Origin of the sequence: Sphingomonas sp. IC081 (assembly GCF_006874585.1) — a bacterium.
Classification (GTDB): Bacteria; Pseudomonadota; Alphaproteobacteria; order Sphingomonadales; family Sphingomonadaceae; genus Novosphingobium.
The window spans coordinates 80526-95628 of sequence record NZ_CP029761.1; the positions used below are offsets into that span (position 1 = coordinate 80526).

Here is a 15103-nt window from a genome sequence, read left to right on the forward strand (position 1 = left end):
CATCAGCGCGCGCCGGCTTCCTGGAGCTTGGCTTCCAGTTCCTTGAACTCCATCGAACCGACGTTGCTGCCGTTGATCAGGAAGGTGGGCGTGCCGGTGATGTTGAGGTCCTTGGTGGCCTTTTCGGTCTGGTCGGCAAGCGCCTGCGCCTTGGCGGCATCGCCGAGGCACTGGTTTGCCTGATCGCGCGAGATCCCGCGTGAGGTGAAGAACTCGGTCATGCCGCTGACTTCGGAAAGCGCGGCCATCTGCTGGTTCTTGGGCAGGTTCTGGATGCCCTGAAGCCTGGCTTCACCGGCCGCCTGCAGCTTCTGGAACATGTTGGGCTGCCAGGCCCAGAACTGCTCGGCGAGCGGCAGTACTGCCTCGGTCGAACTGCAAGTGGCCTGCAGGGTGGCGGCGATATCGTAGATGTTGAGCATGAAGAAGCGCACTTCATAGCTCACCCGGCCGCTGTTGATGTACGTATCGCGCAGGGTGCCGAAGCCGTCGGTCGCGAACTTGGCGCAGTGCGAGCACGAAAGCGCGCCGTATTCGACCAGCTTGATCGGGGCTTCGGGGTTGCCGATGCGGTAGCCGCCATCGGCGGTCTTCGCGACGACATCCGACCAGGTCTTGCCGGCGGGTGCGGCGACCTTTGCCAGCGCCTCACTGGAGATGGGAGCCGAAGTGCCGCCGTCAGCCGGGTCTTTCTTGCCGCAAGCGGCAAGGCCGAGCGCGAGCGGGGCCAGGGCGAGGCCGAGAACGATCTTGCGGAAAACGGGACGGGTCATCGATGCGAATCCTCGATTGGAAGTGCGAAAGCTAGCCTATGGGCTTTCGCGTTCAAAGCTGGGGGGATGCCCGGAAAGCCTGCTTTCCCACAGGATTTCCGGGGCTTTCGGGAGGTCGGGCGAGGTTAGATGCTGCCCTTGCGCTGGGCGGCCTGCTTGGCGGACAGAGCCTGCGAGAGGCCAGCCCAGTCATGCGCATCGAGCAGCTTGCCGTCGAGCACGAAGCTGGGCGTGGAGTTGGCGCCAACCGCCTGCACGGTCTTCTGCTGCTGCTCCAGCTTGGCGAAGGCAGCCTTGTCGTTGATGCACTGGTCGGCCTTGGCATGGGTGACGCCCCAGGGCGCGACCATCGAATAGAAGTCGAAGTCGGCCGCGATGGTGCGCATACGGGTCTGGATGTCGCCCTGATACCACAGCTTCTGGCGGTCCTCGCCGATGGTGTTCAGCTTGGCCATCCAGATGTCCTGGGTAGCGAGGAAGGCATTGTGGCGCACGACAAACCGCTTGGGATCGCCGCAGGTCGTCAGCATGGCGATGGTGAGGTCGATCGGGTTGCGCAGCAGGTTGGTGATGGTCAGCGCGACCTGGCCTTTCGCCACCATGCCCTGGCGCAGCGGGGCGTCCGATTCCTTGGTGAAGTGGGCGCAGTGCGGGCAGGTGTAGCTGACGAATTCGGTGACCCGGGTCGCCGCCCTGGGGTTGCCCAGCAGGTGACTGCCGTCTGCAGTGATCGTCACCGTCGCGGCCCAGTTGGCGGTGGTGGGAGCGGGTTTGGCGGCGGCAGCCGGTTTGCCGGCCGGCTTGCGGGCCGGTGCGGCGCCGGTCGCGAGAAGGGCGGCTGCGGCTAGCGCGCCGAGCTTTGCAGCGCGCGACTTCGAGATGGTCATCATGTACCCCGTTCGTCCTTTAATGTCTCGTCCTTGGCGGCCAGACTGCGTGCCAGCGATTCCAGCACCGCGCGAAGTTCCGGATCACCGACGTCGCGCAGCGATTCGCCCAGTTCGAAGGGCACCGGCTTCACGCTTGGCGGCGCGGTCCGCGGCCTTGCAGCAGGTGGCGGCTTAACCTCGCCTTGCCGGATTTTTGCTTTGGCCACGGCCTTGTAGCCGAAGAAGCGGTTCACCCGCTCGATGATCTCGGGCACGACATGCTGGATCATCGGCGCATGGGCGGGGGCGACCACCAGTTGCAGGATGCCGTCGCACTTCTCGCCGGGCGGAAAGCGGATCGATTCGGGCGAGCAGACGCGCGCGTGGCGGGCGCCGACGATCTCCGGCCAGCGGGTCACCACGCTTGATTGCACGAAGCCGAAGCGGCGGAAGGCGGTTCGGCCCACTTCGGGCATGAGGTCGGCAATCGCACGCGCCTGTCCGCCGCGCGGGCGTTCGAAACGCTTCGGCGTCTTTGCGGCGTTCTTGCCGGAGTTCTTGGGGCGATCCCGTTCCATTGTCGGCGCTCCAATGCCATAGGGCTGGCATGGACGCCAGCCGCGATACGATCCCCGACCTGCTTCTCGGCTGGTACGACCGCAATGCCCGCACGCTGCCCTGGCGGGCGCCGCCGGGAACGCCGGCGCCGGAGCCCTACCGGGTGTGGCTGTCCGAAGTGATGCTGCAGCAGACCACGGTGGCGGCGGTGAAGGACTACTTCGCCAGGTTCACCGCGCGCTGGCCGCACGTGACCGATCTTGCCGCGGCAGCTGACGAGGAGGTCATGGCGGCATGGGCGGGGCTTGGTTACTACGCCCGCGCCCGCAACCTGCTGGCCTGCGCCCGCGCGGTGGCGGAGCGGGGGGGCGCGTTCCCCGATACCGAGGAGGAACTGCGCGCGCTGCCGGGGCTGGGCGCCTACACCGCCGCTGCCGTGGCGGCGATTGCCTTTGGGCGGCGCGCGGTGGTGGTGGATGCGAACGTCGAGCGGGTGGTTTCGCGGCTGTTCGCGCTGGAAGAGCCGCTGCCGGGATCACGGCCGACGATCCGCGCGCTGGCTGATACGATCACGCCGGACTCTCGCGCGGGTGATTTCGCGCAGGCCATGATGGACCTTGGCGCCACCGTCTGTACGTCACGCGCGCCGCGCTGCCTGCTTTGCCCGCTGGCCGATCCCTGCAAGGCGCGCGCCGCAGGCGAGCCGGAGCGGCTGCCGGTCAAGGCGGCGAAGAAGGCCAAGCCGACGCGGCTGGGGCGGGCGTTCTGGATCGAGCGGGATGACCATGTCTGGCTGGTCCGCCGTCCCGAAAAGGGGATGCTGGGCGGGATGCGCGCGCTGCCGGATGACGGCTGGATCGCGCGCGGCGACGGCAGCGGCAAGGGGCCGATCGACGGGCCTTGGGAGAATGCGGGCAGGGTCGGCCACGTCTTCACCCATTTCGCGTTGGAACTCTCGCTTCAGGTGCATATCGGCGCGTTGGCGGGCGATCCGCCGGGCGAGGGCGAATGGTGGCCGCTTGACCGCATTGACGAGGCCGGACTGCCGACGCTGTTCGCCAAGGCCGCCCGCCTCGCACTGGCGGAGACCGTGTGAGTCTTTCGGCGCTGATCGACCGGCGCATGGCCTTGAGGCTGGGCGCGGCGGCAGGACTCGGGGCGGCCTTGATGCCGCGTCTGGCATGGGCGGTAGAGCAGCCTGCGGCGCTGCCCAAAGTTTCGGCCCTGGTTGAGCGCTGGGTCGGCATCGGCAAGTTTCCCGGCATGGTCGCCTCGGTCGGCACGGCGGGGCGCGAGGCCCGTTTCGTCGCGCGCGGCATGCAGGGTTTCGACGACGGCATGCCGATGGGGCCGGACAGCCTGTTCCGCATCTATTCGATGACCAAGCCGGTCACAGGCCTGATGGCGATGCAACTGGTGGAGGAAGGGCGGCTGTCGCTCGACCAGCCGCTGGCCGACATCCTGCCCGCGTGGCGCACGATGCAGGTGCAGGATCGTTACGACGGCCCGCTCGACCGCCTGCATCCCGCACCGCGCCCGATCACGATGCGCCATCTGGTCACGCATACTTCGGGCATCGGTTATTCCATCGTCCAGACCGGGCCGATCCACGACGCTTATGTGCGGCAGGGGCTGGTGCCCGGCCGGATCAGCCGGATCGAGGTGCCGGGGCTGACGTATGGGCCGACCGTTCGCGGCCTCGATCACTTTGCCGACCGGCTGGCGGCGCTGCCGCTGGTGGCCGATCCGGGGACGCGCTGGTCCTATTCGATGGGGCTGGACGTGATGGGCCGGGTGATCGAGGTCGTGACCGGCAAGAGTTTCGACGCCTATCTCGCCGAAGCGCTGTTCGGCCCGGCGGGCATGGTCAGCACCACGTTTACCGTGCCGCGCGCGCAGGCGCGGCGGCTGACGACCAATTACGGGGCGCTGGGCGGCGTGTTGGTGCCGATCGATCCGCCGGAAAGCTCGGTCTATCTCGACCCTCCGGCCTTTCCCTTTGGCGGTTCCGGCCTGGTCAGCACGCCGCGCGACTACGACCGCTTTCTGCGCCTGCTGGCGCAGGGCGGTGTGATCGACGGGCGGCGCGTTTTGTCGCAGCGCGCGGTGGCGATGGGGACTTCGAATCTGCTGCCCGATGGGGCTGACCGCTCGCACATGATCGGCGGCCCGGCCGCGTTCGGGGCGGGGGGGCGTATCGGCCTTGGCGCGGAGACGGGCATGTTCGGCTGGTCCGGCGCGGCGGGGACGGTGGGCATGGTCGACATGAACCACGCGATCCGCTCGCAACTGTTCGTCCAGTTCATGCCGAGCGATGCGATGCCGCTCCTGCCCGAGTTCCAGACTGCATTGAAGGCCGATGTCATGGCCCTGTTGGAGAAGTCCGCTTGATCCTGCCCCCCCCGCTTCTGCCCATTGCCTTTTCAGGCGCCCACCTCGACCGCGCCGATCATGTGCGTGGCGATCCCGAAGCGCTCGCCGCCTTGCAGGGGCCGAATGCGCGGCTTCTGCGGCTGGACGGGCTCGACGCGGTGCTGGCGGGGAGCGGGGCGCTGTTGTGGGACGGGCTCGACCATGCCGCGCCGGACAGCGAACTGATCTTCCTTGGCCTCGACGGGGAGGCGGGTTGCTTTGCCGAAGTCCCCGCCGTCACGCCGCCGGGCGGGCCGCACGCCACGCCGGTCAACTGGCTGACGATGGCGGTGCTGCCGCCTTACGAACTGGCGGCCTATGGCACTGCGCGGAGTCTGGTCAGCTGGCATTGCCGCCACCGGTTCTGCTCCACCTGCGGGTCGGGCACGGTGCTGGCCAAGGGCGGCTGGCAGCGGACCTGCACCAACCCGGATTGCGGTACCGAGCATTTCCCGCGCGTCGATCCGGTGACGATCATGTTGGTCGAGCACGAGGGCCGCGCGCTGCTGGGCCGACAGCCGCGTTTTCCCGAGGGGCGCTATTCGACGCTGGCCGGCTTCGTGGAGCCGGGCGAGACGGTGGAAGAAGCCGTCGCCCGCGAGATCTTCGAGGAAGCCGGCGTCAGGGTGCGTGATGTGCGCTATGTCGCCAGCCAGCCCTGGCCGTTCCCGTCGTCGCTGATGATCGGCTGTTACGCCGTGGCCGAAAGTGACGGGATCACCATCGACACCACCGAGCTTGAGGATGCCCGCTGGTTCACCCGCGCGGAGGTGGCGGATGCGCTGGAAGCTATCGGCCGGAACGAGAACGGCAAGGCCTTCGGCGCACCGCCCGCCCATGCGATCGCGCATGTGTTGATGCGGTGGTGGCTGGATCAGCAAGCGCGGGATTAGACGGGTCCTTGGAACAGCCCGTCGCAGTTCAGACCTTACACATCAAACCTCGTCGTCCCCGCGCAGGCGGGGACCCCGCTTTTCTTGGTGAGCGGCTAAAGGCAAGCGGGGCCCCCGCCTGCGCGGGGGCGACGAAGAGATTGGTTGAAAGGCCGATCTTGGACTGACGTCAACCCGCCTCGGCAGGCGCCAGCAGCAGGTCGCGCAGGGCATGGAGGCTGGGCAACACCTTGGCGCTGGCGAGCACCATTTCCTCGGTCGGCGGCAGCAGGTCCGGCACCAGCACGGTGGCGATCCCCGCCGCGGACGAGGCGGCCACGCCCGCCGGGCTGTCCTCCACCGCCACGCAATGCGCCGGATCGACGCCGAGGCGGCTGGCGGCCAGCAGGTAGGGCTCCGGGTGCGGCTTGGCATGGGTGACGTCGCTGCGGGTCACGACGACGTCGAAGTAGGAGAGCAGTCCCGCCTTCTCCAGCCGCTGCGCCGCGTAAGGCGCTTCGGTCGAGGTGGCGATGGCGAGCGGAACGCCGGCCCTGGTGAAATGGTCGAGGATCACTTCGGCGCCGGGGCGCAGCGCGATGCCCGCCTCGACCATGGCCTCGAACACCACGTCGCTTTCATCGAAGAAATGATCGAGCGGGAAATCGGCGCCCATGCGCTCCGCCACGAGGCGGCGGCTGCCGCCGCGATGCACACCGACCATCGAATGGAGCAGATCGTCCGGCAGCGGCCGGCCGAAGGCGTGGCCGGTCTCGACAAAGGCGCGGCGATGCGCGGCCTCGGTGTCGAGCAGCGTTCCGTCCATGTCGAAGATGGCTGCCCGGATCGGATCGGGCAGCACACGCGGCGGTGTCAGTATCGATGTAGCCATGACCTCAATATGAAGCCGGATCGCGTCGGAACCATTGCAAAACGGGAAACCGCATTTGCAAAAACCGCTTTCAGTAGCTTGCCTGTTCGAGTTCGGGCAGTTCCAGTTCCCGGCACAACGCGGCGCGGGCGGCAAGGCATTGCGCCCAGATCGCAGGTTCGGACAAGTCGTCGACCGACAGTTGCTCGGGCCAGAGTCGGGCGATCAGCGCCTCGATACGGTCCAGCCTGGCGGTCGTTGCGATGAAGCGCGGGTCGATCGCGGCAGGATCGGCCACGACGCGCAGGCGCAGGCAGGCAGGACCGCCGCCATTGGCCATCGATTGGCGCAGATCGTGGACAAAGAGCTGGCGGATCGGACCATTGCCGGCGACCAGCCGCTCCAGCCACGGCCAGACGCTGGGGGATTCGCGGGCCTCGGTCGGCAGGATCAGCGCCATTTCCCCCGAGGGCTGCGTGATCAGTTGGGCGTTGAACAGGTAGGACTGGATTGCATCGAACAGGCTGACCTCGCTGGCCGGGATCTCGATGATCTCGACTTCGGGAAACTTGGCCCGCAGTTCGGCGTAAAAGCCCTCGCGATTGGCGAAGGCGTTCTCATGGGCAAACAGTACCCGCTCGTTGGCGACGGCGACGACATCGTTGTGGAAGGCGCCCGAGGCAATGGCTTCTTCCGATTGGCGGACAAGGATCGTGCGTTCGGGATCAAGGCCGTGGCGGCGCGCGATTGCCGCGCTGGCCTCGCGGTGCTGACGGGCGGGGTAGGGGCCGGGATCAAGATCGCCGGCCCCGGTGTGGCCGTAGACGAAGATTTCCACGCCCGGTGCGTCGTGGCGGGCGCAGAGGCGCATGTGGTTGGCCGCGCCCTCGTCACCGAACGGGGCCGGGATCGGGGCATGGACCGCGAAGCGTTCGGTGTCGGCAAAGGCGAGGCGAAGCTGGAACAGTGTTTCGCGCCATTCATGGCTGCGATGCGGCATCGTCATGAGATTGGCGACGGTCAGGTGGCAGCGCCCGTCGGCGGTATCGGCTGCGGGCGAGACGGTGGCGGCATTGGCCGCCCACATTGCCGAAGCCGACATGGCATTGGCACGAAGGCGCGGCTCGGCCGCCTCGACGGTGGTGCCCAGTTGCTGGAGCCAGCACGTGTCGGGCCGCCGATGCGGCAGGAAAAAGCCTTGAGCCACGCCGCGTTCGAGGTTGGCGCGGATCTTTGCCAGCCCCTGCAAGGCCGCCGCGCGTGGCTCCGATACCTTGCCGTAATTGCGGGTGGAGGCGAGATTACCGAGACTGAGGCCTGCGTAGTTGTGGCTGGGTCCGACGATGCCGTCGAAGTTGATCTCGGTGACCATGGGCGATCATGCACTCGCGTAAGTGATTTCGTCGCCCCCCTTCGTTATGTCTAGCAGAGCCGCCGCGGCAGCATCAAGTGTCACGCCGCCCTCGACAATGGTTACTTTCCCCAGGCATGCGCGGAATGCGGCCAGCCGTCCGGTAGAGACGATATGGCTGGGTTCGCTGCCGTCATCCTCGACAACGGCGACCACAGGGGCGGTGCGGGCTTCCTGCACGGTGCGGATCTGGTCGGTGCGCGCGAGCATGGTCGGGCCGCCGTCGAAGATGTCGACGTAGTTCTGGAACGAGAAGTTCTCGTTCTCCAGCATGCGCATCGCCGGACGTCCCGAATAGTGCGGCTGGCCCATCACCTGGCGCGCGGCTTCGGACAGCAGCGCGCAGTAGATCGGGTGCTTGGGCATGAGGTCGGCGATGAACTGGTTGCCGTGGGTGGCGTTGAACTCGTCGGCATCGCGGAAGCTCATGTCGAAGAAGCGCCCGGCCAGCCCGTCCCAGAACGGCGAGTTGCCCGCGTCGTCTATGGCGCCGCGCAGTTCGGCCAGGGTGGTGTCGCCGAAGCGCGAGCGGTGCGTCTTGATGAAGAGGTAGCGGCTGCGCGCCAGCAGCTTGCCGACACCCGCCGAACGCTCGGTGGCGTCTAGGTAGAGCCCGCCCACTTCGCTCGCCCCGTCGAGGTCGGTGCACAGCGTCAGCATCTCGGCGCGGAAGGTGCGGTCCAGTTCCTTGGAATGCTGGGTGATCCGGCCGATACGGTAGGAATAGAACGGATACTCGGTACCGACTTGCGAGAACGCCTGGCAGGTGCCGCGCACTTTGCCGGTGGCGGTGTCCTCGAGAATGAAGGCAAAGAGGTCGTTGGCGATCTCGTCGCTGTCGCGCGCGAAGCTTTTGGCGGTGCGTTCCAGCTTGGCCTTCAGCGTCGGCTTGTCGGGCGGCAGGTTGGTGAAGCCGCCGCCGGTGCCCTTGGCCATGCGGTAGAGGGCTTCCAGGTCCTTTTCCTGTGCGGTGCGCAGGAGGAATGTCATGTGGGCAGAACTCCGTGGCGGTCCAGTCTATGCAGGACAAGAGCAGTAAGGCGGGCGCGGGCATCCAGCGAATCCGCCAGCAGATATTCGTCCGGTGAATGGATCGAGCCGCCCAGCACGCCCATGGTATCAAGCACCGGCACCCCGCAGGCGGCGATGTTGTTGCCGTCGCAGACGCCGCCGGTGTCCTTCCAACTCATCGGCTGGCCAAGGTCGGCAGCGGCCTTGCTGACAAGGCCGTAGAGCGCCTCGGTCTTGGCCGTTATCGCCTTGGGCGGGCGCGAGACGTGGCCGTGGACATGCATGTGCACTTCGTGCGCGGCCGAGACCTGGGCGACGGCGGCCGTGATATAGGCCTGGGCTTCGGCGGCGTGTTCGGGGGTGGCAGGGCGCATGTTGAAGTGCAGCACGGCAAGGTCCGGCACGGTGTTGTTGGGAGCGCCGCCCTCGATCTTCGCCGGGTTCACCGAAAGGCCGGGGCGGCGCATCGCGGCAAGCCGCAGGGCAAGGTCGCTGGCGGCGAGCACGGCGTTGCGGCCGTCCTCGGGGTTGCGCCCGGCATGGGCGGAGCGGCCATGGACAACCACTGCGTAATTGCCCGAGCCTGGCCGAGCGCGCGCCATCTGGCCGCCGGGCAGGGCGGGTTCGTACGTTAGCGCTGCCAGCTTGCCGCGGGCCAGATCGGCGATCAGCGGGGCGGAGGAGAGCGAGCCGGTTTCCTCGTCGCTGTTGACGAGCACGTCGTAGCCGAGCGTCGGATCGCCGCGCTCGTAAGCCGCAAGGCCCGCCAGCATCACCGCAAGCCCGCCCTTCATGTCCGCCGTGCCGGGGCCGTGGAGAGTGTTCGTGTCCAGCCAGTCGCAGGCCTGGAAGGGGTGGTCGAGGGGGTAGACGGTGTCCATGTGCCCGGTCAGGATCACCCGTCGCTCTGCCTCGGGACGCACCGAAAGCACGAGGTGGCGTCCGTGGACAACCTCGCGGGATCGGCCCTGGCTGTCCACTTTCTCGACCGGGGCGGGATCGACCAGCCGCACTTCTCCGGGCAGCGCCGCAAAGGCGTCGGCCAGCCGCGTGGCCATGGCCGCCAGCCCGTCGAGGTTGGCGGTGCCGCTGTTGATCGCCGCCCAGTCCAGCGTGTGGGTCAGGATCGGTGCGCGTTCGACCGGGGCGAGCAGGCCCTGTTCCTCGAAGCTCAGTCCGCTCATGCCGAGAGCTTCCCTGCGAGCGCACCGCTGTTGCCGGTGACGCTGGCCGCCTCGAAACTGGCGACCGGGTAGGCGCAGTAATCGGCGGCGTAATAAGCGCTCGGGCGGTGGTTGCCGCTGTCGCCAAGGCCGCCGAAGGGCATCGATCCGGCCGCGCCGGTGGTCGGGCGGTTGCGGTTGACCACGCCCGCGCGGCTTTCCAGCACGAAGCGATCCCACAAGGCGTCGTCCGCGCTGACGAGGCCTGCCGAAAGACCAAAGCGGGTGGCATTGGCGGCGGCGATGGCGGCATCGAAATCGGGCACGCGGGTCACTTGCATGAGGGGGGCGAAAATTTCCTCGTCGGGCACGTCCACGCCGGTGACGTCGAGAATGCCGGGGGTGACAAAGGCATCGCTGCGGCCTTCAACGCCTTCGAAGGTGCGGATCACCGCGGCGCCGCGCTCGACAAGCCGGGCAAAGCGCGCCTTGGCGGCCGCAGCGGCATCAGCCGAGATCAGCGGGCCGAACCACGGCTCGGGCGTCTCGTGCCATTCGCCGATGATGACGCGGTCGGCCAGCGCGGCGACGGCATCGACCAGCGCGGTGCCGAACTGGTTGTCCGGCACGATCAGGCGGCGCGCGCAGGAGCAGCGCTGCCCGGTGGTGATGAAGCTCGACTGCACGACGAGCGAGGCGGCCTCGTCCAGGTCGCCGTCCCAGACCACCAGCGGGTTGTTGCCGCCGAGTTCCAGCGCGAGGATCACGTCGGGCCGGTCCGCGAAAATGCGCCGGAAATGCGCGCCCGCGCCCGCCGAACCGGTGAACAGCAATCCGTCGATATGGCCCGCTACCAGTGCCTCGCCGGTGGCGCGCGCGCCTTGGACGATCTGGAATACGCCTTCAGGAAGGTCTGCCTCCGCCCACGCATCGGCCATGGCCTGCCCGGTGGCGGGGGTCATTTCGGAGGGTTTGAACACCACCGTGTTGCCTGCCAGCAGGGCGGGGACGATATGGCCGTTGGGCAAGTGGCCGGGGAAGTTGAACGGCCCCAGCACCGCCATCACCCCGTGCGGGCGGTGGCGCAGCACGGCGGCGCCGAAGGGCATGTCCTGCCGCTTCTCGCCCGCACGCTCGGCCTGTGCGGTGATCGAGAGGCCGACCTTGCCGATCATCGAGGCGAGTTCGGCGCGCGTTTCCCAGAGCGGCTTGCCGGTCTCGCGCGAAATCACTTCGGCGATCGTGTCCTTGCGGGCCTCCAGCACGGCCTTGTAGCGCAAGACCGCCTCGACCCGTGCGGCGATCGGAAGCGCGGCCCATGCCGGAAACGCCGCGTGGGCGCGCGCCAGCGCGGCATCGACCGCCGCGGCGTTTGCCGCCTCGCCCTCCCAGACCAGTGCGCCGCTGGCCGGGTCGAACGATTGGAGCAGGCTCATGCGCTTCTCGTCACCGCGAAGATGCCGGTGGCATTGCCCGAATCGAAAGTGAGGTCGAGCTTGCCGGTTTCCGGGTCGATGTCGCGGGTGATGAATTCGTAGAACGAGCCGGGCACGTCCAGTTCGACCGCACTGCCGTCCGCTTCGAGGAACGGGCGGGCCACCTTGTCGGCAATGATCGCGGTCTGGCGGACGCGGCCGTTCTTGGACACTTCGACCGCAGCCTTCATCGGATAGCCCTCTGCCTTGAGACGGTCGGACAGGGCCATGACGTCGGCGGTGCGTGTGGTCGCGTGGTTGAAGGCATTGCCCTCGGTGGCGATCCAGGCGCCTTCCCCGGTTTCGGGCAGCAGCACTTCGTAGTCGGCCAGTGCGGGCGGCTGATGCTGGCGTTCGAAACAGGCGATCACGCCCTTCAATGCCGTCAGGGCGGTGGCGAAGTCCACCGTGCCGTCGCTGGCCAGCGTGTCGAGCGCGGCCCATTCGGCTTCGCCCAGCGGGTCGCGGGACGTGCCGAAGACGTTTGCACAGGCACCCTGCGCGGCCTCGGCCAGCTGGTCGACATGGAGTTCGGAGACAAAGAACTGCGGGATCGTTTCGGGCAGGTCGCGCTGGGCATAGGCGCGGCCGGTCATCTTCAGCTTGGGCAGCGGATAGAGGCCTACGACTTCATAACCGAGCGGGGCCAGGAAGCGGCCGAAGGCCATGTGGCCGCGGGGCAGCTCGCCGGTCTCGCCATCGATGGTGCGCAGCGCGCCGTGGTCGAACACGATGGTCTCGCCCGCGCCGCGCACGGCATCGATATAGCGCTGCGCGGTCGGCACGCGGTCCAGCAGGTCGGCAAACAGCGCGGCGTTGAGTGCCATCGCCAGTTGCGCGCGGCTGACCATGTCGCCGCTGCCTGCCAGCGCGGGGTCGAGGGTCAGCGTGGTGAGGGCCAGGTTCGCCTTGCTTTCGCCGATGGCGGCGGCAAGCAGGCGCGGCAGCGTCTGGTCGGGGTTCGCGAGAGTCTGGGGGGAGGAGGGCATCGTTTTCCCGTCGTTCCTGTTGTTGCGCGTGGCGTCAGACATAGAAAAGCGTGGCAGCCAAGTCCATGGCATGGACGGGGAGGGTTCGCGTTTTTGTCTAGACTATTTTAGTCGTTCATTTTGTGGACATTTCTGCACGCTTCGAATCGTTCGAGTCGGTCTCCTGCTGCGGCGACATGCCGCTGGAGAGGAGCACGGCGCCGCGATCTGTTCGAAATGCACGGTAGGGCGTTCCTGCGGAACACTTTGGCGCGCGACCACGTTTTTTGCGCAAGCGGGCGGGAAACCCATGGCATGATCCGGGTTTGAGAGAGCGAAATCCCTCCTGTCCCCCAAGGAGCGTGCATGAACTTGTTGTCTCACGACCAGGAACCCGGTTGGCAATCGGGTTCGGAAAAGGTGCGTTCGATCTTTTCCGGTGCCAATACGCCGGAAGAACCGTCGGTGCTCAGGCCTGCACACATTGCCCTGATCGGAAATTTTGCTCCGCGAAAGTGCGGTATCGCCACGTTCACGAGCGAGATATTCGAAAAGCTGCGTGAACATCATCCTGAAATCACGGTCGACGTGCATGTTCTGGACGATCGCGCGGCGCCGCTTGGCTATGGTCCGGTCGCCGGCACCATCGCCCATGACGATCCGCAGGACTACGCCCGCGCTGCCCGGCAGATCAACGAGAGCGGCGTGGATGCGGTCTGGCTCCAGCACGAATACGGGATCTTCGGCGGCGAGGATGGGGCGATGGTCTGTCCTTTCGTCGACCGGCTGGCGCCGCCGCTGATCCTCACGCTGCACACCGTGCTGTCCGAGCCTTCGCCGCGCCAGCGGGCGATTCTCGACCATCTCGTGACGCGCGCGTCACGCATCATGGTCATGTCCCGCCATTCCCGGGACTTGCTCGAATGCGAATACGCGGTGCCCGCCGCCATCATCGAGGTGATCGAGCATGGTGCCCCCGACCGGCCATTCGGCCGCCAGCAGGAATTCAAGGCGCGGCTCGGTCTTGCCGGGCGCAAGGTGCTGATGACGTTTGGCCTGCTCGGCCCGGGCAAGGGGCTTGAGCATGCCATCGCCGCACTGCCGGCGATCGCCGAGCGCCATCCCGACGTGCTCTACCGGGTGGTCGGTGCCAGCCATCCCAACCTCGTCGCGCGCGAGGGCGAGGCCTACCGCGAGAAGCTGGAGCGGCTCGCCGCCGATCTCGGCGTGGCGGCGCATCTGGCCTGGGACAATCGTTTCCTCGAAACCGACGAATTGCTGGACCAACTCGAGGCCTGCGACATTTACCTGACGCCGTATCCGGGCCTCCAGCAATCGACGTCGGGCACGCTGAGTTATGCGGTGGCGCTGGGCAAGGCGCTTGTATCCACGCCCTACGTGCATGCCCGCGAATTGCTTGGGGATGGAGCGGGTGTCCTGATCGAGCCGGGATCGAGCGAGGCCATCGCCGCTGCCGTCAATGCCCTGCTGGACGACCCCGGCGAACGGCTGGCCATGCAGCGCCGGGCCTGGGCGCGAGGGCGCGAGACGGTCTGGCCGCGCTTTGCCGAAAGCGCGGCGCGGCTCATCGACCATGCCCGTGCGCCTGACTGGCGTTGGGGCCTGCCCGCGCCGCCCATCACCGCCACGCCAGGCCTCTCCGCGGTTTTCGCGATGAGCGATGCCACCGGCATGCTCCAGCATGCCATCGGCGTCGTGCCTGACCGGCGCCACGGCTATTGCCTCGACGACAACGCACGCGCGCTCATGCTGATGAATCTTGCTGGCGGGCTGCCTGCCGCCGAGCGCATGAAGTGGAGCTTCGCCTACGCCGGTTTTATCCAGTACGCCTGGAATGGCGAGGCCGGACGGTTCCGCAATTTCATGAACTACGACCGCACCTGGTGCGAGGACGAGGGGTCGGAGGATTCGAACGGCCGCGCGCTGTGGGCGCTGGGGCAGACCTATGAGTCAGGCAGCGACCCGCTCCTTGCTGCCTGGGCTCTGCAACTTTTCGAGCAGGTCCTGCCCTCGCTCGCCGAGATGGGGTCGCCGCGCGCCATCGCCTTTGCCATGCTGGGTGCCTGCGCGGTGCTGCGCAGTGCGCCGGATCACGCGGCGGCCCGCGCGCAAGTGGAAGGCGGCGGCGCGTTCCTGATGCGGTTGCTCGGCCATGGCCGCAGGCCCGACTGGGGCTGGTTCGAGGCCGTGCTCGGCTATGACAACCCGCGCCTGCCGCAGGCGCTGATCGAGGCGGGCGTGGCGCTGGGGCGGGAGGACTGGATCGGTGACGGGCTCGCCACGCTGGAATGGATCTGCCACCAGCAGGTCTCGGCCCGAGGCGCGTTCCGTCCGATCGGTTCGGAAAGCTTCCACAAGCCTTACAGCTATCTGCCGTTCGACCAGCAGCCCCTGGAGGCTCAGGCGGCCATCGAGGCGGCGCGCTCAGCCTGGCGCGTCACCGGCGGGGCATTCTGGCGCGAGCATGCCCTGGCCGCTTGGCGCTGGTTCTTTGGCGGCAACGATCGCGGCGTGGTGCTGGCCGACATGGCTTCGGGACGCTGTCATGACGGGGTGACGCCGCGCGGGGTCAACGGCAATTGCGGGGCGGAATCCATTCTCGCTTTCCAGCTTTCGCATTATGCTCTGTCCGAGCTTGCCCGATCGGGGCCGCTCGTTTCGTCCGGCCCGCTCGCATCGGCGGGGGGCTGATGTTTGTT

At 67.5% G+C, this 15103-nt stretch carries 13 protein-coding genes; 4 read left to right on the plus strand and 9 right to left on the minus strand.

Annotated features, from left to right (window positions below; translation table 11 throughout):
- Positions 1 to 2 precede the first annotated feature (2 nt).
- From DM450_RS00460 to DM450_RS00470, 3 genes are all read right to left on the minus strand, one after another.
- Positions 3 to 773: a thioredoxin domain-containing protein gene (locus DM450_RS00460; RefSeq protein ID WP_142632124.1), complete on the minus strand. Its 771-nt coding sequence runs from the start codon at positions 771 to 773 to the stop codon at positions 3 to 5.
- 125 nt (positions 774 to 898) lie between these two features.
- A complete protein-coding gene (locus tag DM450_RS00465) occupies positions 899 to 1663 on the minus strand; it encodes a DsbA family protein (RefSeq protein ID WP_260610016.1) in 765 nt (254 codons plus the stop codon).
- Entirely contained in the window at positions 1660 to 2220 is a 561-nt protein-coding gene (locus DM450_RS00470; RefSeq protein WP_142632125.1) for a DUF721 domain-containing protein, read from the minus strand. Before DM450_RS00470 ends, DM450_RS00465 begins: the two co-directional genes overlap by 4 nt.
- A 29-nt stretch (positions 2221 to 2249) precedes the next feature.
- On the opposite strand from DM450_RS00470, the gene mutY reads away from it, so the two are divergent.
- The 3 genes from mutY to nudC are packed head-to-tail and all read left to right on the plus strand — an operon-like array spanning position 2250 to position 5505.
- A complete protein-coding gene (gene mutY / locus DM450_RS00475) occupies positions 2250 to 3296 on the plus strand; it encodes an A/G-specific adenine glycosylase (RefSeq protein ID WP_142632126.1) in 1047 nt (348 codons plus the stop codon).
- Between the two features lie 26 nt (positions 3297 to 3322).
- Positions 3323 to 4591: a serine hydrolase domain-containing protein gene (locus DM450_RS00480; protein WP_142637324.1), complete on the plus strand. Its 1269-nt coding sequence runs from the start codon at positions 3323 to 3325 to the stop codon at positions 4589 to 4591.
- The gene (gene nudC / locus DM450_RS00485; protein ID WP_409529367.1) at positions 4591 to 5505 is read left to right on the plus strand and encodes an NAD(+) diphosphatase; all 915 of its coding nucleotides are present in this window, start codon (positions 4591 to 4593) and stop codon (positions 5503 to 5505) included. Before DM450_RS00480 ends, nudC begins: the two co-directional genes overlap by 1 nt.
- Before the next feature lie 169 nt (positions 5506 to 5674).
- On the opposite strand, the gene DM450_RS00490 is transcribed toward nudC, so the two are convergent.
- From DM450_RS00490 to DM450_RS00515, 6 genes are all read right to left on the minus strand, one after another.
- Positions 5675 to 6376, minus strand: a complete 702-nt coding sequence (locus DM450_RS00490) for an HAD family hydrolase (RefSeq protein WP_142632128.1) — start codon at positions 6374 to 6376, stop codon at positions 5675 to 5677.
- Between the two features lie 70 nt (positions 6377 to 6446).
- Positions 6447 to 7727 carry an N-succinylarginine dihydrolase gene (locus DM450_RS00495; RefSeq protein ID WP_142632129.1) on the minus strand — a complete coding sequence of 427 codons (1281 nt, stop codon included), beginning with the start codon at positions 7725 to 7727 and terminating at the stop codon, positions 6447 to 6449.
- A gap of 6 nt (positions 7728 to 7733) precedes the next feature.
- Positions 7734 to 8756 (minus strand): arginine N-succinyltransferase, encoded by a 1023-nt coding sequence (locus tag DM450_RS00500; RefSeq protein WP_142632130.1) that lies wholly within the window; start codon positions 8754 to 8756, stop codon positions 7734 to 7736.
- Positions 8753 to 9961, minus strand: coding sequence for a hydrolase (locus tag DM450_RS00505; RefSeq protein ID WP_142632131.1), 1209 nt, complete (start codon positions 9959 to 9961; stop codon positions 8753 to 8755). The genes DM450_RS00500 and DM450_RS00505 overlap by 4 nt, the downstream gene beginning before the upstream one ends.
- Positions 9958 to 11376: a succinylglutamate-semialdehyde dehydrogenase gene (gene astD / locus DM450_RS00510; RefSeq protein WP_142632132.1), complete on the minus strand. Its 1419-nt coding sequence runs from the start codon at positions 11374 to 11376 to the stop codon at positions 9958 to 9960. Before astD ends, DM450_RS00505 begins: the two co-directional genes overlap by 4 nt.
- Positions 11373 to 12404, minus strand: a complete 1032-nt coding sequence (locus DM450_RS00515) for a 2-oxoadipate dioxygenase/decarboxylase family protein (RefSeq protein WP_142632133.1) — start codon at positions 12402 to 12404, stop codon at positions 11373 to 11375. Before DM450_RS00515 ends, astD begins: the two co-directional genes overlap by 4 nt.
- A gap of 345 nt (positions 12405 to 12749) precedes the next feature.
- Between DM450_RS00515 and DM450_RS00520 the strand changes: the two genes are divergently transcribed.
- Positions 12750 to 15095, plus strand: coding sequence for a glycosyltransferase family 4 protein (locus DM450_RS00520; RefSeq protein ID WP_142632134.1), 2346 nt, complete (start codon positions 12750 to 12752; stop codon positions 15093 to 15095).
- Positions 15096 to 15103 lie beyond the last annotated feature (8 nt).